General features: G+C 68.7%; 16 protein-coding genes. 9 read left to right on the forward strand and 7 right to left on the reverse strand.

Annotated elements, in window-relative coordinates; all coding sequences use genetic code 11:
• Positions 1-94: 94 nt before the first annotated feature.
• Together EXE42_RS04595 and EXE42_RS04600 are read left to right on the forward strand one after the other, a co-directional pair.
• Positions 95-511: a DUF2178 domain-containing protein gene (locus tag EXE42_RS04595; RefSeq protein ID WP_137694413.1), complete on the forward strand. Its 417-nt coding sequence runs from the start codon at positions 95-97 to the stop codon at positions 509-511.
• Entirely contained in the window at positions 508-702 is a 195-nt protein-coding gene (locus tag EXE42_RS04600; RefSeq protein ID WP_137694389.1) for a helix-turn-helix transcriptional regulator, read from the forward strand. Before EXE42_RS04595 ends, EXE42_RS04600 begins: the two co-directional genes overlap by 4 nt.
• Here EXE42_RS04600 and EXE42_RS04605 read toward each other — a convergent pair whose 3' ends face one another.
• Both EXE42_RS04605 and EXE42_RS04610 read right to left on the reverse strand, forming a co-directional pair.
• Positions 703-1,341 carry a fibrillarin-like rRNA/tRNA 2'-O-methyltransferase gene (locus EXE42_RS04605; RefSeq protein WP_137705978.1) on the reverse strand — a complete coding sequence of 213 codons (639 nt, stop codon included), beginning with the start codon at positions 1,339-1,341 and terminating at the stop codon, positions 703-705.
• A complete protein-coding gene (locus tag EXE42_RS04610) occupies positions 1,334-2,272 on the reverse strand; it encodes an NOP5/NOP56 family protein (RefSeq protein WP_137705979.1) in 939 nt (312 codons plus the stop codon). The genes EXE42_RS04605 and EXE42_RS04610 overlap by 8 nt, the downstream gene beginning before the upstream one ends.
• 206 nt (positions 2,273-2,478) lie before the next feature.
• Between EXE42_RS04610 and EXE42_RS04615 the strand changes: the two genes are divergently transcribed.
• From EXE42_RS04615 to EXE42_RS04625, 3 genes are read left to right on the forward strand one after another with little or no spacing between them, the layout of a single operon-like run.
• Positions 2,479-3,675, forward strand: coding sequence for a PotD/PotF family extracellular solute-binding protein (locus EXE42_RS04615; protein WP_137705980.1), 1,197 nt, complete (start codon positions 2,479-2,481; stop codon positions 3,673-3,675).
• Positions 3,676-4,605, forward strand: a complete 930-nt coding sequence (locus EXE42_RS04620) for an ABC transporter permease (protein ID WP_092924362.1) — start codon at positions 3,676-3,678, stop codon at positions 4,603-4,605.
• A gap of 1 nt (position 4,606) precedes the next feature.
• On the forward strand, positions 4,607-5,485 hold the full coding sequence (locus EXE42_RS04625) for an ABC transporter permease (protein ID WP_137694392.1): 879 nt from the start codon (positions 4,607-4,609) through the stop codon (positions 5,483-5,485).
• A gap of 108 nt (positions 5,486-5,593) precedes the next feature.
• Here the strand turns inward: EXE42_RS04625 and EXE42_RS04630 are convergent, their stop codons facing one another.
• From EXE42_RS04630 to lonB, 4 genes are all read right to left on the reverse strand, one after another.
• Positions 5,594-6,646 carry an ABC transporter ATP-binding protein gene (locus EXE42_RS04630; RefSeq protein ID WP_137705981.1) on the reverse strand — a complete coding sequence of 351 codons (1,053 nt, stop codon included), beginning with the start codon at positions 6,644-6,646 and terminating at the stop codon, positions 5,594-5,596.
• Between the two features lie 322 nt (positions 6,647-6,968).
• A complete protein-coding gene (locus tag EXE42_RS04635) occupies positions 6,969-7,208 on the reverse strand; it encodes a glycine zipper domain-containing protein (RefSeq protein WP_137705982.1) in 240 nt (79 codons plus the stop codon).
• A 105-nt stretch (positions 7,209-7,313) separates the two neighbouring features.
• A complete protein-coding gene (locus EXE42_RS04640) occupies positions 7,314-8,096 on the reverse strand; it encodes a CBS domain-containing protein (protein WP_137694394.1) in 783 nt (260 codons plus the stop codon).
• 117 nt (positions 8,097-8,213) lie between these two features.
• The gene (gene lonB, locus EXE42_RS04645) at positions 8,214-10,517 is read right to left on the reverse strand and encodes an ATP-dependent protease LonB (protein ID WP_137694395.1); all 2,304 of its coding nucleotides are present in this window, start codon (positions 10,515-10,517) and stop codon (positions 8,214-8,216) included.
• Between the two features lie 170 nt (positions 10,518-10,687).
• Between lonB and EXE42_RS04650 the strand changes: the two genes are divergently transcribed.
• A complete protein-coding gene (locus tag EXE42_RS04650; RefSeq protein ID WP_137705983.1) occupies positions 10,688-11,218 on the forward strand; it encodes a nicotinamide-nucleotide adenylyltransferase in 531 nt (176 codons plus the stop codon).
• Between the two features lie 361 nt (positions 11,219-11,579).
• Positions 11,580-12,467, forward strand: coding sequence for an S-adenosyl-l-methionine hydroxide adenosyltransferase family protein (locus EXE42_RS04655; RefSeq protein WP_137694414.1), 888 nt, complete (start codon positions 11,580-11,582; stop codon positions 12,465-12,467).
• Positions 12,468-12,502: 35 nt separating this feature from the next.
• Here the strand turns inward: EXE42_RS04655 and EXE42_RS04660 are convergent, their stop codons facing one another.
• Positions 12,503-12,988 (reverse strand): DUF5793 family protein, encoded by a 486-nt coding sequence (locus tag EXE42_RS04660; protein WP_092921291.1) that lies wholly within the window; start codon positions 12,986-12,988, stop codon positions 12,503-12,505.
• A 224-nt stretch (positions 12,989-13,212) separates the two neighbouring features.
• Here EXE42_RS04660 and EXE42_RS04665 point away from each other — a divergent pair, with 224 nt between their 5' ends.
• Positions 13,213-14,922, forward strand: coding sequence for a type II/IV secretion system ATPase subunit (locus tag EXE42_RS04665; protein WP_092921289.1), 1,710 nt, complete (start codon positions 13,213-13,215; stop codon positions 14,920-14,922).
• The gene (locus EXE42_RS04670) at positions 14,919-17,114 is read left to right on the forward strand and encodes a type II secretion system F family protein (protein WP_092921287.1); all 2,196 of its coding nucleotides are present in this window, start codon (positions 14,919-14,921) and stop codon (positions 17,112-17,114) included. Before EXE42_RS04665 ends, EXE42_RS04670 begins: the two co-directional genes overlap by 4 nt.
• Positions 17,115-17,130 lie beyond the last annotated feature (16 nt).

The raw sequence follows: 17,130 nt of genomic DNA on the forward strand, positions 1-17,130 counted from the left end.
CGTCTTCGACGGCGACGGTCTTAGTTTCTAACGTACAGTGTCCGTTACTGTAAAGCGAGCGTTACACACAGTTCCCGCTCGCTTTACCCCCAGCATAAGCGAACACACCACCTCCGCGACGACTCGGCCCTCCTCACGGAAACGCTACGAACGCATCGCGTACGGCCCGCTCGGCGCCGGCGTCCTCGCGCTGTGGATCGGTATCGCCCTCGACCGCTTCGTCCTCGGCGTCGCCCTGTACTGGGCCGGCGGCCTCGGGCTGGGGCTCGTCCAGCGGTTCAGCCCCGTCGAACTGTACGACGAGCGCGACACCACCATCGAGCGCAAGGCGAGCCAGAACACGATGAACGGCTTCGCGTACGTGTCCGTCCTCGGGACGCCCGGCGGGCTCGCGCTACAGGGGAGCGGCGTCGTCACGCTTCCGGGCGAGTTCTACGGCGCGACCTGGACCCTCTTCGGGGGCTTCGTCGCGTTCGGCGCGTCAGTCCTCTACTACAAGCGGCGCATATGAGAAACGACGTCTCAGACAGACGCGCCGAGACCGGCGAGAGCCAGGCCGACCTCGCCGCCGCGGTCGGCGTCACTCGCCAGACGATCAACGCCATCGAACGCGAGCGGTACGACCCCTCGCTGGAGCTCGCCTTCGGCCTCGCGGACCACTTCGACTGCCGGATCGAGGACCGCTTCGACCCCGATGAGTGATCACTTCGGCGTCGCCACGACGCCGAGGTGGTCCTCGTGGAACCGGTCGAGCCGCCGCGTCTCCAGAATCTCGTACGCCTCTCGGAGGCGGCCGAGCGCGCCCTCGAACACGGTCTCCGGATCCGCCGTCACGTCCTCGCTGCGCGCCTTGACCGCGAGCAGCAGCCGCCCGTCGTCCGCCAGGAACTGCGCGTTGCGCACGGCCACCTCGGCCTGGCCGCGCGTGGCCACGTCCTGAACGATCGCGTCCACGTCGGCCTCGACGACGTGCGCGTACGTCTCCGGCTTCCGCGCGTCCTTGAGCAGCGGGAACAGGCGGTCGCGCGGCGCCGCGGCGTCGAGCAGGTCCCTCGCCGGCCGGGGCGCGAACTCGACCGCGTAGGTCGGGCCCGCGAAGTCGGCCACGTGGCTGACCGTGGTGCCGCTCGCGGCGCCGAGGTAGAGGACCGTCTCGCCGCCCGTAAGCCCCGTCTCAACCCCGAGTTCAAGCATCCCGCCGAGCTTCGACCGCTCGGGGTCCCACGCGCGCCAGCCGTCCGCGGTCGGCTCGCCGTAGACGGGCTCGCCCCGGGTCGCTAACCGCCCCCCGCCCTCGATCTGGCGACGTTCGACCCCGTCGGGAAGGGCGGACTCACTCATCGGCGGCCCCCCCGTCCTCCGTCTCTCCGTCTTCCGCCTCGCCCGCGTCCCCCTCGCCGTCCGCCCGCGCCCGAATGGTCGCCATCCGCTCGCGGAGGTCGTCGTGGAGTCGCTCCCGGCGCTCGCCGGCGTAGTGGTCCGCACGCGCGCCGAGCGCGAGCTTCCCGGCGAGCGCGCGCGCCGCGGACCCCCGGTCTTCGGGCCGCGTCCCGCGGACGAACTCGTGCGTGTAGATGATCCCGTGTTTCGGCGAGGGCGCTCGTCCGGAGAGGTGCGCGAACAGCGCGTCCTCGGCGCCGAGCACCTGAACCGTGCCCGACGGCTTCTTCGCGAGCGGCTCCAGCCCGCCCGCGAGCGCGATCAGCCGCGCGGCGAGTTCCGGCCCGGCCATCTCGGTGAGGTTCGGCGCGACCGCGGGCGCGATCCGGCCGATCGTCTCCGCGAGCGCCGCCCGCTCGTCGTCGAGTTCGGCCGCGCGCTCGGCGAGGGAGACGGCCCGTCGCTCGACCTCGCCCTCGGGCTCGCGCGCCGCGACGGCTCGGGCGCCCTCGACGCCGGGGTCGACGTCGTCGAAGAGGCTCCCCGCCCACTCGACGGCGCGCTCGGCCAGCTCGTTAGCGGTCCGCTCGGCGTCGTCCATGGCTCGAATCGCGTGGATCAGCTGCGCGTCGTCCGCGCGCTCCCGCTCGCGGACCGCCTCGCGGGTGGCGCGCGTCGTCGCGGCCTTGAGCCGGTCGTAGTACTCGTCCGCGTCGCCGGCGAATCCGGCCTCGACGGCGCGCGCGGGCCAGTCGGCGGGCGACGCGGCGCTCCCGGTCAGGATTCGGTCGCGGCGCGCCGCGGCGTCGTCGTCCGCACCGGCGACCGCGACAGCGAACCAGCCCGCACTACCGACGTCGGGCGGCGAGTCCGGCGCCACGTCTTCGCTCATGACGAGCCGTTACTCTCCCCGCCCGTATAGGCGTTCCCGAAGCCATCCGCGCGACGAGCGCTGGGCCGTAACACCGGTTCACGGACGAATCGCCCCGCAGCGCGTCGAAAGCACGGATACACCCCAATAATGGCAGATAAATTAAATAACTCTGTATATGTATTACGTGGGAAATATTTATTTACTCTACTTCGTACATACGGCGTATGCCAACGAGTCACGAGGACTCGGCACGATCGAACAGGAGCGTGAGTCGTCGTCAGTACATCGCCGGTGCCGGTGCGGCCGGTGCGGTCGCACTCGCCGGCTGTAGCGGCGGTGGCGGCGGTGGCAGCGGTGGCGGCGGTGGCAACGGTAGCAACGGCGGTAGCATGGGCGGCAACGGGACGACCACGATCAACATCATCACGTGGGAGGAGTACGCCGAGATGCAAGAGAACATCGAGTCCACGCTCGACGGGGTGGAACTCAACATCACTCCCTCGACGTCGTCGACGGAGATGTTCTCGCAGTGGAGCGCCGGCCAAGACGCGCAGTACGACATCGCCGTCCCCAACAACAACCTCGTTCCGCGGTTCATGGACGCCGGCCTCGTCGCACCCGTGAACCGCGACGTGGTGACGAACTTCGACTCGATGTACGACCGGTTCCAGACGTTCGTCGACGAACAGTTCACGGAGGGCGGAGACGCCTACGGGGTTCCGATCCGCTTCGGTTGGTACGGCTACTCCTACGACTCCCGGAGCGTTCCGGACCACGAGCCGAGCTACAACATCCTGTTCGAGGAGGACTACGTCGACGCCGACCTCGACGGCGAGATCATCATGTACAACGAGGCGGCGAAGACGATCCCCGCGGCGGCGCTGTACCTCGGCATGGACGACGCCATGTCCGGCGCGCGGATGACGTTCACGGAGGAGCAGCTCACGGAGATCCAGGAGGTGCTCATCGACCAGAAGTCGCGACTACAGGGGTACATCGCCCCCGACCCGACCTTCATTCAGGAGTTCCGGCAGGGTAACTTCCTCGTCGGACACAGCGGGCGCAACGAGACCGTCCAGATGCGGAGCGAGGGCGACGACTGGGTGGAGTTCGTCGCTCCCAGAGAGGGCGCGCTGGCGTGGTACGAGACCGCGGTCGTCTCGGCCGCCTCGGACAACCAAGAAACCGCGTGGGAGGTCGTGAACGAGTTCATCACGCCCGAGAACGGCGCGGCCCTCGCCGAGGCGGGCTTCTCGCCGAGCACGAACCCCAACGTGGCGGACGAACTGACCGAGGAACAGAACGAACTGTACGGGCGGATCGATCCCTCGCGTCTCGAAGGGATGTACTCGCTCAAGGACATCGCCTCCGACGTCGAGGAGGCGTACCTCTCCACGTGGGAAGAGGTCAAGGCGGCATAGATGTCGACCGACCAGCCGGACGAGAGCAGGCGGGCGAGAGCGGTGCGGCTGCTGAGCGGACCGCGCAGTCGGCTCGGCGTCACGGTCGGCCCCAGCGCGGCGTGGATACTCACGCTGCTCGTCGCGCCGCTGGCGTTCATGGTCGCCGTGAGCTTCTTCGAAGTCAGCTCGCTGACGTATCAGATAATCTACGAGCCGACGCTGAGCAACTACCGGTCGCTCTTCGACGGCGGGGGCGCGATATGGAACACCCCGTTCGTCACGGCGCTGTGGCTCTCGTACGTCATCGCCACCGTGACCACGGTGCTGTGTTTGGCGCTCGCGTTCCCGCTGGCGTACCTGCTCGCGCGGAACGGGGGACGGCTGTTCAAAGTCGTCATCTTCTTCGTCCTCTTGCCGTTCTTCACGATGTACCTCGTGCGGGCGTACTCGTGGGTCCTGATGTTCGGCCCGGGCGGCGTGATCAACAGCACGCTTATGAACTGGGGGCTGATCGACGCCCCGCTGGCGATATTCAACTACGGCATCCCGGCCATCATCGTCGGACTCACGCACGCGTACTTCCCGTACATGCTGTTGACGCTGTACGCGAGCCTCGACGGTCTCGACTTCTCGATCATCGAGGCCGCCCGCGACCTGGGGGCGTCGCGGGTCGAGGTGTTCCGTGACCACGTGATCCCGCTCACGCTCCCCGGGATCATCGGCGGGAGCCTCTTCGTCTTCGTCCCGAGCGTCGGCGCGTTCATCACGCCGACGTTCCTCGGTCAGGGGAAAATCCAGATGATCGGGATGCTCATCGAAAACCGGGTCGCCGGGACGTACTCGATCGGATACGCGAGCGCGGCGTCGATGTTCGTACTCGTCTCGATCATCGGCGCGATGGTCCTCGCCTTCCGGTACGTGAGCATCGAGGAACTGGGGGGTGCCTGAGATGGCGACCGAGACCGCCGAGTCGAACGAAACGACGGAGCCGACCCGGCTCGTCGGCCACCAGCAGGTAGAGAAGCTACTCAGCACCTCGCTGTACGTCGTGTCCGGGCTGTTGCTCCTCTTCTTGTGGGTTCCCCTCGCGATCATCATCTTCCTCGCGTTCGCGGAGAACGCCGTGACTATCTTCCCGTTCGAGGGGTTCACCCTCGACAACTTCCGGCTGGCTATCAGCAGCGATTCGATGCGCTCGTCGCTCGCCGGGAGTTTCACGATCGCGACGGTGGCGGCGTCGATCGCGACGATACTCGGCGTGCTGGCGAGCTTCGCGCTGACGCGCTACCGGTTCCGCCTCCGGGAAATGTACCGGACCTTCGGAATTATTCCCATGGTGATCCCGGGTATCATCCTCGGCGTGGCGCTCCGGATCTACTTTCAGAACCTGCTCGGCATCCTCCCCGGGTTCACGACCGTGGTGTTGGCCCACTCGTTGTACGGGCTTCCGTTCGTGCTCCTCATCGTCTCGGCTCGGCTGTATACCTTCGACGAGTCGTTGGAGGAAGCGGCCAGAGACCTCGGTGCGGACCCGATCACGGTGTTCAGAGACGTCACGCTCCCCGTGATCGCTCCGGCCGTCGGAGCGGGCTTCCTGTTCGCGTGGATCCGGTCGTTCGAGGACTACATCCGGGCCCTGTTCCTCACCGGTCCCAACACGGACGTGTTAACGATTTGGATGTTCAGCCGGATCCGACAGCTCGACGCGCCGGAGCTCAACGCCGTCTCCGCGCTCATCGTGTTCGGCGTCGCGGTCGCGTTGGCGGTCGCGATGAACGTCGGCAACGTGACCGGCTACGTCGCCGGAACGGTCGCCGACGAGGAGTAGCTCCCGACCGGGGGGACCGTTTCGAGGGGCGTTTCGAGACCGCGAACCACCCGCGTACGAACGCACGACGAGGCGAACCGCCGTACCCCGGCGGTCAGAAGACGGTGATCAGAAGACGGTCGGCGCGCCGTCGACCACGCCCAGCGCGACGTCGTCGCCGGTGTCGACCGACGACTCGCGTCCCTGAATGACCACCTGAAGTTCGTCGATATCCTCGTCTGGGTCGACGACGTAGTTCGTCTGGTCTCCCTGGAAGTACCGCTCGACGACGACGCCGCGCAGGACGTCGTCACCCGTCGCGATGGTGAAATCCTCCGGTCGGATCGAGATGGTGACCTCGCCGGCCCGGTCCTCTACCGGTACGCTGAAACCCCCGTCACCGCCGATCTCTGCGACCGTCGTTCCGTTCCGCTCGACGATCTGCGCCGTGATGAGGTTCGTGTCACCGATGAAGTCAGCGACGAACTCGGACGCCGGCTCGCGGTAGATCTGCTCCGGCGGGCCGATCTGTTCGATGTGGCCGTCGTTCATCACCGCGATCCGGTCGCTGAGCGTCATCGCGACCTCCTGGTCGTGGGTCACGTAGAAGAACCCGCCCTGCGTCTGCTTGTGGATCCGCCGGAGTTCGACCTGCATCTGCTTCCGGAGCTTCCGGTCGAGACTGGAGAGCGGCTCGTCGAGCAGCAGCACCGCCGGCTCGTTGACCAGCGCGCGAGCGAGTGCGACGCGCTGTTGTTGGCCCCCTGAGAGCTCCCCCGGGTTGCGGTCCTCGAACCCGCCGAGGTCGACGAGATCGAGGTATTCGGAGACGCGCTCCGACCGCTCGTTCGCCTCGACGCCCGCCTTGGCGAGTCCGTACCCCACGTTCTCACCCACGGTCATGTGGGGGAAAAGCGAGAGCTGCTGGAACACGAGGTTGGTGTCCCGAGCCTCCGGCGGAACCGATCCCATCGACCGGCCGTCGATCCGAACCTCGCCTTCCGTCGGGTGTTCGAAGCCGCAGATCATCCGGAGCGTCGTCGTCTTCCCGCAACCGGACGGGCCCACCAGGGTGAAGAACTCGCCCTTTCGGACGGAGAAGTCAATGCCGTCGACCGCGGTGAGATCACCGAACCGCTTCGTCACCTCGTCGAGTTCGACCAAACTATCCCCTGTTGTCATGTGACACTCGTCCCGACACCAGCATTATCAATCTACCGCCGGACGGCGCCCACGGCGGCGTCACACTCCACGAGGTGACCGGCGCGCTTGCCGCTTCGTCCCCTCCGGAAGCCGTGTCGCCCGCCGGTCGCGTCGCTCGCCGGCGGTTCGAGCCGACCGACCCCGCCGCCGGAGGCCTCGCTCGTTGCCGCCGCTGCTCGCCCGGCTCGTGGTGACGTTCCCGACGCGCCCGCGGGCTATCCGCTTCGCGGACCGGCCGTCCCGTCGGACCGATTACGGAAAATTCGAGGCGAAAGCCTCGCGTTTCAGCGCGGGGAGGATGTCAAGCCGCCGCGTCGGCCTCGGCTCCCCCGTCGTCATCGGCGTCCGCGTCGGCCCCGTCCGCGAACAGGCCGTCGGCGCCGGACTTCAGTTCGGCGAGCGTCGCCCCGGCCAACCCGCCCAGCGCGCCGCCGGTGTTGGCCGCGTTCCGGCTCCACAGCCCGCCGACTGCGGCGCCCACCGCGGCGCCGACCGCCGCGTACTTCGCCCTGTTAACCGCGTTTCGGATTCGGGATCCCATACTCCCCACTTCTTGTCTGTTCATAAAAATGTGTCTGCGAAAGCCACGAATTGGTTCGGTCGACCGGATCGGCGTACGGACGCGGCGGATACGCGTCGCCGCAGCCTATTGGAGCCGCTTCGTCGTCTCCACGAGCGGATGGCGCGCGTAGTCGACGACTTCGATGTCGTCGACGACGCGGAGCCCCTCCTTCTCCGCGGTCTTCGCCATTCCGAGGTCGACCGGCGTCTGCGGGACGATCACGTACGCGTCCATCGCCTCGATGCCGGCCTCGCGGGCGGCCATGGCGCGGTGGTGGCCGTCGGCGAGATAGAGGGTGCCGCCGTTGTCGATGACGACGAGCGGCTCGGCGAGCCCGTGTTCGAGCTCGTACTGTCGGCCCTCGAGTTCGTCGGCGTACACGCGGGCCTGCGTCGGCGTCAGGTCCGCGATGGCGACCTCGCGGCGCACCTCGTCGAGCTCGACGCCGTGGATCTGCGAGAGCGTCCGCATCAGCTTCCCGACCTTGCCCGGCGTGGCGCGCTCGATCTGCGAGCGGACCACGTCGGTGTTCGAGATGATCCCGACGAGGTTGTCGGCGTCGTCGACGACCGGGAGCCGTTGGATGCCGGAGCGTAAGATCACTCGCGCCGCGTCGGTCACCCTCATATCGGGGTGTGCGACGATCAGGTCCTCCGTCATCACCGTGAACACGGGGGCCTCGTCGTCCGCGAGCAGCAGGTCCCCGGCCGAGACGAACCCCTCGACGGTCCGGCCCTGGGTGACGGGGAACCCGTTGTGTCCGTCGCTGTCGGCCATGCGGCGCGCGACGGCCGCCACCGTCTCGTCCGGACTGACCGTCTCCACCTCGCGGGTCATATACTCTCCGACGGTCGGTTTCCCGCTCATCACCCGCCGTAGACGCCCCCGGAATAAAAAGAGGGAGGGCGGATCTGAGCGATAACGGCGAAGCGGCCGCTCGCGAACCGGGGGAAGTGAGAAATCACAGAGAGACGGCGACGCCGTCTACTGCGGACTCGGGCTGGACGGACCGGAGACGTTGCCGTCCTTCAGCGTCGACCCCGTGATCGACTTCAGCCGGGAGACGAGCGAGTCCTTCTCGGTCTCGCCCTCGAGGGCGATGTCGAGGACCTCGCTGATGTGCGAGACCGGGATAACCTCGATCATCTCCTCGTATTCGTCTTCGATCATCACGTCCTGCTCGTTGGCCGCGGGGATGATTACCCGGTCGCAGCCGGCCTTCGCGGCCGCTTCGATCTTGTGGGTGACCCCGCCGACGGGGAGCACGTCGCCGCGGACCGACAGCGAGCCGGTCATCGCGAGGCTCTGGTCGACCCCGACGTTCTCCAGCGCGGAGATGACGGCGGTCGCGACCGTGATCGACGCGGAGTCGCCGTCGACGCCCTGCTGGCCCGTCTGGATGAACTGGATGTGGATGTCCTTCTCCGAGATGTTCTCGTCGGAGAACTTCTTGATGATCGCCGAGACGTTCTGAACGGACTCCTCGGCCATCTCCTTGAGCTGACCGGTGGCGATCACCTGCCCGCCGCTCTGGGTCGGCGTCACCTCGGCCATCACCGGGAGCATGATCCCGGAGTCCTCGCCCATCACGGCGAGGCCGTTGACGCGACCGGCGACGTAGCCGTCGGAGACCTGGAGCTCGTAGTCCTTCCGGCGCTCGATGTAGTCGTCCGCGAGCTGCTGTTCGATGGACCGGGAGCGGCCCTTCGCCTGAAGGACGTGCTCGCGGGTCGTGATGTCCGCGTCCTCGCCGCGGGCGATGTCGCCCGCGACGCGGACCATCCCGCCGAGGTTCCGCATCTTCAGCGTGAGGTGGCCCTTCCGGCCCGAGCGCCGTTTGGCCTCGAGGATGATCTCCTCGACGGCCTCCGCGGAGAACTCGGGCAGGCGGCCGTCCTTCGCGACCTCCTGGGCGATGAACCGGACGTACTTCCGGCGCATCTCCGGGGTGTCCTCGATGGTGTCCTCCATGTACACCTCGTAGCCGTACCCCTTGATACGGCTGCGCAGCGCCGGGTGCATGTTCTCCATCGCGTCGAGGTTCCCGGCCGCGATCATGACGAAGTCGGTCGGGACGGGCTCGGTCTGGACCATCGCGCCCGAGGAGCGCTCGGACTGGCCCGTGATCGAGAACTCGCCCTCCTGGATCGCCGTCATGAGGTGCTGCTGGCTGCGGATGTCGAGCGTGTTGATCTCGTCGATGAACAGCACGCCCTTGTTCGCCTTGTGGATGGCGCCCGCCTCGACGCGGTCGTGGCTGGGCGTCTCCATCCCGCCGGACTGGAACGGGTCGTGCCGGACGTCACCGAGCAGCGCACCGGCGTGCGCGCCGGTCGCGTCGCGGAACGGCGCCGTCTTCGTGTCGCCGTTGTTCACCAGCAGGTTCGGGATCATCGCGTCGGACCCGCGGTTGAGGTACCGGAAGACGAGGTACACCACGCCGGCCGCGATGATGCCGACGAGGATCTGGCCGACGATGATGAGCGCGTAGCCCAGCACGACGGCGATGATGATCCACATCAGCAGCGATCGCATCTGGTTGCGCTTGCGCGCCTCCTCGCGGTGCGCCTCGACGATCTGGTCGCCCTTGCCGGCCGGCACGGTCCGGATCTTCGGCTTGTTGCCGTCGTCGGGGTTGTGATACACCAGGACGTCCTGAAGCTCCTCTTTGGGGAGGAGTTCGGACATCGCCTTCGCGAGCATCGACTTCCCGGTCCCGGGCGAGCCGATCATCATCACGTGGCGGCGCTGCTTGGCCGCCTTGATGATCACGTCGCGGGCGTGTTCCTGCCCGATGACCTGGTCGACGAGCCGGTCGGGGATCTCGAGTTCGGCGGTCGTGTCGATCTTGAGCCCGCCGAGGAGGTCGTCCTCGTCCGGGTCCTCCTCTATCTCGGCGCCCTCGACCTCAACGGTGCTGCCGAGCTCGTCGATCCCGCCGTCGTCGACCGGACCGGCGGTATCGCCGTTCCGGCCGCCGTCGGGACCCTCCCCGACGACCTCGGTCTCGTCGACCCCGCCGTCGTCGACGACGATCCCGTCGTCCCAGGGGTCGTCCCCGTCGTCGGGGTCCGCGGCCGACTCCTCGTCGGGGTCCGCGGCCGACTCCCCGTCGGAGTCCGCGGCGTCGTCGACGTGGGGCTCGTTCGCCGGACCGTCGTCGGGCTCGGGGTCGCCGTGCGCGGCGTCCTCGCCGTTCCCCGCCGGACTCGAGTCGTCGACGCCGCCGTGGGGCGGTTCGTCGGGGTCGTCGGCCGTCGGGTCGTTCGTGTCCTTCTCGTTGCTCATAGAATCGAGTGTCGCTATTGGAAAGGAAGGGTCGGTTACTGATATACTTTCTCCCCCCGGAGGCGTCGGTTCGGGGGCAGTAAACACCGTTTTGAAGCCGTTTACTCACCGATCTCGGCCTCCTGCCGTTCCCGCCGGGTTTATAAATGGCGGCGACGCTACGTGGATCCATGCGGGGGTTTTACATCGGCCGGTATCAGCCGTTTCACGACGGCCACCAGCACATGGTGGAAGAGATCGCCTCGGAGGTCGACGAACTCGTCTTGGGAATCGGCTCCGCGGGCGACTCTCACACCACGCGGAACCCCTTCACGGCCGGCGAGCGCGTGATGATGGTGACGAAGTCGGTCGAGCGGTTGGACGTCACCACCTACGTCGTCCCCATCGAGGACCTCGACCGCAACTCCGTGTGGGTGAGCCACGTCCAGAGCATGACTCCGCGGTTCGATGTCGCGTACTCGAACAACCCCCTCGTAGTCCGCCTGTTCGAGGAGGCCGGCGTCGAGGTGCGCCAGTCACCGATGTTCCGCCGCGACGTGTTGGAGGGGACGGAACTCCGCGAGCGGATGATCCGCGGCCGCGACTGGGAGGACCTCGTCCCGGACGCCGTCGTCGACGTGATCCGCGAGGTCGACGGCGTCGAGCGCATCCGCCGGATCGCCGAGACCGACTCACTGGGCGACGAGCCCTCGGACGAGTAGGGCGGGGAGTACGAGCGGAGCGAGGGCCGTCGGTCGCGAATCGTCGAGCGTGTACCGGCGGCGAACAGCTTCGATGGCCTCGCTCTCTCGTAATGGATACCCGTCAATCTGCGGTGACCGTCTCCGAAGCCCCGGCTGCCCTCTTCGAGTCCCGCCCCGCACCGCGACCGCACAGCACCGCCCTCACGCCTCCCCAGCCTCGCGGTTCGCGCTCTGCGAGCGCTCACCGCTCCCTCGCACGCGCTCCTCGTGGCCTGCCGGCCACTCGGAGGCGCGCGCCACCGCGGCGGGCGGGTGAACGGCGCGGTCGCCCGTTCGTTTTAACCGCTCGCCGGACGCGGTTTCAGATATGACATCGGGTCTGATCACGTTGACCTCGGACTTCGGATCGCCGTATCCCGCCGCGATGAAGGGCGTCGTCCGCCGACACACGGACGCCGAGATGATAGACGTCGCGCACGACCTGCCGCGCGGGGACCCGCGGGCGGCCGCCTTCTGGCTGCGGTTCGTCCTCCCCGAGTTCCCGCCGGCGGTCCACTGCGCCGTCGTCGATCCCGGGGTCGGCACCGACCGCGACGCGCTCGTCGTCCGCGCCGGCGCGCACGTCCTCGTCGCGCCCGACAACGGCCTCGCGATGCCGCCGGCCCGAGCGCTCGCGGCCGACGACTCCGACGTCGAAGTCTGGACCATCGCGGTCGACGAGCCCGCGAGCGAGACGTTCCACGGCCGCGACGTGTTCGCCCCGACCGCGGCCCGCGTCCGGGCGGCCCTCGACGACGCGGCGGCGGGAGACGGTGCGGCGGCGGGAGACGGCCCGAGCGATCCCGACGCGGTCGCCGAGACGCTCGCGGGGACGGACGACCTCTCGCCAGCGAGCGACCCGGTCGACATCCGCTTCCCGGAGCCGACGGTGGAGCGCGACGAGGCGGGCGACGGCGAGGGGAGTGACGGGGAGGGCGGCGGCGAGGTCGTCGCCGTCGACGGCGAGGTACTCGCGATCGACCGGTTCGGCAACGTGATCACCAACGTCCCCGGCGAACTGGTCCGCGGCCGCGACTGGATCCGCGTCGACGGCGACCTCACGCCCGTCGCGGCGACGTTCGGCGCCGTCGACCCCGGCGACCGCCTCGTCACCGTCGGGAGCCACGGCTACGCGGAGTGCGACGTCAACGACGGGCGCGGCGACGGCGCGTTCGACCTCCGACCCGGCGACTCGGTCCGGTTCGTCCCCGACAGCGTCAGCCTGTGAGGGTCGGGGCGTCCGCCCGAGACCGTCCGTCCGCCTCAGAGTTCGACGCCCGAAGGGATCAGGCTCTCGCTGCGGAGGAGGTTCCCCTCGTGGTCGTAGACGAGGAAGGTGTCTTTGTCGTAGGTGACGAGCCGCTCGCCGTCCACGTCGATTTCGACCCGGTACCGGGCGTCGCCGTCGTCGGTGGCGTCTCGCGCGGCGTGGATGAAGGGGAGTACGTCGGTCGCCGTCTCGTTGAGTTCGAGGATGAAGTCGCCGGTGTACCGGTTGGTGACGCCGACCACGCCCTCCGGGTCGTCCGCCTCGTCCAGGGGCTCGCGGAGCCGGAAGGCGACGTCTACCTCGTCGGCGGTGAGTAAGTCGTCGCCCTCGCCGTCGGCGCCGTCGCTCTCGCCCCCGGAGAACTGCTCGCGGAGCAGCTCCTCCGGTCCGTGGAAGTCGATCCGCACCAGCGGGGGCGACCGAGAGCCGGCGCCGTCCCCGACGCCCTCAACGGTCAAATCGAAGTAGTCACGCCGCATTTCGTACCAACTGCTTTGCGGTCCGGCCGTATCAACGTAACGGGCGGATCGGCGGTAGCGCGGGGTGGGCGACGCGCACGCGCCAGCGCGAATCGACGCGGACGCCGGTTCGGTCCGATCCGGACGCCGGTCCGGTCCGATCCGGACGCCGGTTCGGTTCGATGTCGCCCGTGATAATCGCCGGGGGGAGTTTAACTTCCCCCCGCCTCTACGTCCCCGTAGCCATGGCGAGTGACGCCGGCGGGAGCGACCTCGGCGACCGGATCGAGGCCCTCCAGCGGCGCCTCTCCCGCACGTGGGAGCTGCTCCAGGGCTCGACGCTCGACGTCCGGCCGTTCAGCCCGGACGAGGACGGACCGCTCGCCTCGTTCACCGTTCCCGAGGACGAACGCGAGGTCGACCGGTACTGGGTGAACGCTCCGTACGCGTACGTCGTGATCACCTACGACGACGTCGAGAGCGAACACCGCTACTACGCGGTCGAGCCCGAACTCGACGCGTTCGAGCGCGACCTGCTCGACCGCGTCGTCGACGACATCCGCGACCCGCTCCTCTACCGCGAAGGGAGCGGGAAGACGGACGAGGAGACGCTGCGGACGGAGCTCGAGACGCTGTTAGAGGGGTACGGCGTCGACGCCGGGATGGACACGTTCCACGCCATCGCGTACTACCTCTACCGCGACTTCCGCGGTTACGGGAAGGTCGACCCGCTCTTGAACGACCGCCACATCGAGGACGTCTCCTGTGACGGCTACGACCTCCCGATCTTCGTCTACCACGACGAGTACACGGACATCGAGACGAACGTCTCGTTCGGCCAAGAAGCGCTCGACAGCTACGTGATCCGCCTCGCTCAGCAGTCCGGCCGTCACGTCTCCGTCGGCGACCCCATCGTCGAGACGACGCTCCCCGACGGGTCCCGCGCGGAGCTGGCGCTCGGCGAGGAGGTGACGCCGCGCGGCTCGGCGTTCACGATCCGCCAGTACGCGGAGGACCCGTTCACCCCGGTCGACCTCGTGGAGTACGGCACGTTCTCGATCGAGCAGATGGCGTACTTCTGGCTCTGTATCGAGCACAACAAGAGCCTCATCTTCGCGGGCGGCACCGCCTCCGGGAAGACCACCTCGATGAACGCGGTGTCGATGTTCGTCCCGCCGCGCGCGAAGGTCCTCACCATCGAGGACACCCGCGAGCTCTCCTTATACCACGACAACTGGCTCTCGGCGGTCACCCGCGAGCGCCGGTTCGAGGGGACCGACATCGACATGTACGACCTGCTGCGCTCGGCGCTGCGCCACCGCCCCGAGTACATCGTCGTCGGCGAGGTGCGCGGCGAGGAGGCGATCACCCTGTTCCAGGCGATGAACACGGGCCACACCACCTTCTCGACGATGCACGCCGACTCGATCGAGACGGTGATCAACCGGCTGGAGAACGAGCCGATCAACGTCCCGCGTGCGATGGTCCAGTCGCTCGACATGCTCTCGGTCCAGACGCTCACGCGCTCCGGGGACGAGCGGGTGCGCCGCGCGAAGACGATCGGCGAGATCGGCGGCATCGACCAGCGCACCGGCGAACTCGACTACTCCTCGGCGTTCGAGTGGCGCCCGGACTCGGACACCTTCCAGCGGAACGACTCGTCGCTGTTGGCGGAGATCGCCGACGAGCGCGCCTGGTCGCGCTCAGAGCTCCTCCGCGAGGTCCGGCGCCGCGAGCGCTTCCTCGAACTGCTCTCCGCGCTCGGCATCGACGACTACCGCACGTTCACCGCCCTCGTCAACGAGTACTACGCCGACCCCGACCGCGTGATGGAGAAGCTCGACGAGCGCGCCGCCGCGGCCGACGACGTCGACGCCGACGACCTCGGCGGCGAGGAGGTCGGTGAGGGCCGAACCGGCGCTGGAGACCCGATGACCGATCCCGCGGGCCGATGATCGAGTACCTGCCCCTCGTCGTCGCGGTCGGGGCCTGCCTCGCGCTCGCGCTCCAGTTCGTCGACGACCGGGCCGACCTGTTCGTCACCCGCGTCGCGCTGTCGGCGTTCGGCGACTACGTCGGCGAGAACGAGACGCGGCGAAAGGCCCAGCGCGACCGGATGCGCGCGGCCCACGTCGCCGGCACCACGCACCGCGTCTACGCGTCGCGGACCCTGCTGTACGCGGCCGTCCTCGGGGTCGCCGGCGGCGTGATCGGCGTGTACGCGGCCGGGGGACTGCTCGCCGCGCTCGACGTCGGCGAGGCCGCGCTCCGCGAGGCGCTCCCGGCCCAGCTCGGGTTCCTCGCGGGCGTCGCGCGGCTGGCCGACCTCGGGCTTGGACGGCTGTTCGTCCTCCTCCTCGTCGCCTCCGCGACCGTCGGGGCGGGGCTCGCGCTGGGCGTGTACGTCGGTCGCTGGCAGTTGCTCGACCAGCGGGCGGCCGCGCGAGCCGCCGAGATCGACGCCACCTTGCCGCGGACGGTCGCGTTCATGTACGCGCTCTCGCGTTCGGGGATGGCGTTCCCCCGCGTGATGGACACGCTCGCGGAGAACGAGGCGGTGTACGGCGAGGCCGCCACGGAGCTGTCGGTGGCCGTCCGCGACATGAACGCCTTCGGGACGGACGCGCTCACCGCGCTTCAGCGCATCTCGCGGCGGACGCCCAGCGACGACCTCTCGGACTTCTCGGAGAACCTCGCGTCGGTCCTCGGAACCGGGCAGTCCGTGTCGACGTTCCTCAAGGACCAGTACGAGCGCTATCAGGCGGAGGCGGAGGCGAAACAGGAGCAGTACCTGGAACTGCTCTCGACGTTCGCCGAGGCGTACGTGACGGCGCTGGTCGCCGGACCGCTGTTTTTCATCACCATCCTCGTCGTCATCGGGCTCGTCTTACAGGACACGATGCCGCTCCTCCGCGTCGTCGTCTACCTCGGCGTGCCGCTCGGCACCTTCGGCTTCGTCGTCTACGTCGACAGCGTGACGCAGGGCGTCGGCGGCACCGAGACGGTCGCGGAGTCGTCGCTCGACGACCCGAACACCCCGTCGGTCACCGGAGTTCGCAACGCGACGGACGGGTCCGGGGACCGGGGCGACCCCCCGCGGTTCGACGGGGGAACGGCGACCGGGAGCGGCTCGGACGGGGTCGACGCGAGCGGCGCCGGCGCGAACCGCTGGACGGAGAGTCGCGAGCGCCTCCGGATATACGACCGCCTCCGCTGGGTGCGTCGGCTGATCGCGTCGCCGGCCGAGACGGTGCTGGCCTCGCCGCGGACGGTGTTTCTCGTCGCGGTCCCGGTCGCGGTCGTCGGACTCCTCGTCTTCGCGTTCCCGATCACGCTCGGGACGCCCGTGGAGATGGCCGACCAGGTCGACGGGCCGATCGTCGCCGCGACCGCCTTCGCCCTCGCGGCCTACGCGGTCGCCTACGAGTTCGGCAAGCGTCGGGTCCGCCGCATCGAGTCCGCGGTGCCCGACTTCCTCGACCGCCTCGCCAGCGTCAACGAGGCGGGGACCGCCGTGGTCGGCAGTGTCCGCCGCGTCGCCGACTCGAACCTGGAGGCGCTGACGGCGGACCTCCGCCGGACCCGCCGCGACGTCGACTGGGGGGCGGACGTCGCGACCGCGCTGCGCCGCCTCGAGCGGCGGGTCCGATCGCCGATGATGTCCCGGGCGGTCGCCCTCGTCACCAACGCGATGCGAGCGAGCGGCGACGTCGGACCCGTCCTCCGGATCGCGGCGGACGAGTCGCGTGCGACCTGGTCGCTCCGGCGTGAGCGACGACAAGTAATGTTAACGTATCTCATCGTCATCTACATCTCCTTCTTCGTCTTCCTCGGGATCATCGCGGCGCTCTCGGTGTCGTTCATCCCGGCGATAGAGACGGCCGCCGTCCCGGAGACGGGAGGCGGTAGCCTCCCGGCGGCCGGGACCGGCGCCTCTCTCGGTGGCGGCGGGATCACGGACGGGATCGCCGAGATCAACGCCGCGGCCTACGAGCAGCTGTTCTTCCACGCCGCGACGGTTCAGGCGATCTGCTCGGGCCTCGTCGCCGGCCAGCTCGGGGAGGGCTCGGTGCGCGACGGCGTGAAACACGTCGTGGCGCTGCTCGCGCTCACGCTCGTCTCGTTCGTCGCGATCGGCGTGGTGTGACGCGGTCCGGTCGGCA

Origin of the sequence: Halorubrum sp. SP3 (assembly GCF_005435195.1) — an archaeon.
GTDB classification, from domain to species: Archaea; Halobacteriota; Halobacteria; order Halobacteriales; family Haloferacaceae; genus Halorubrum; species Halorubrum sodomense.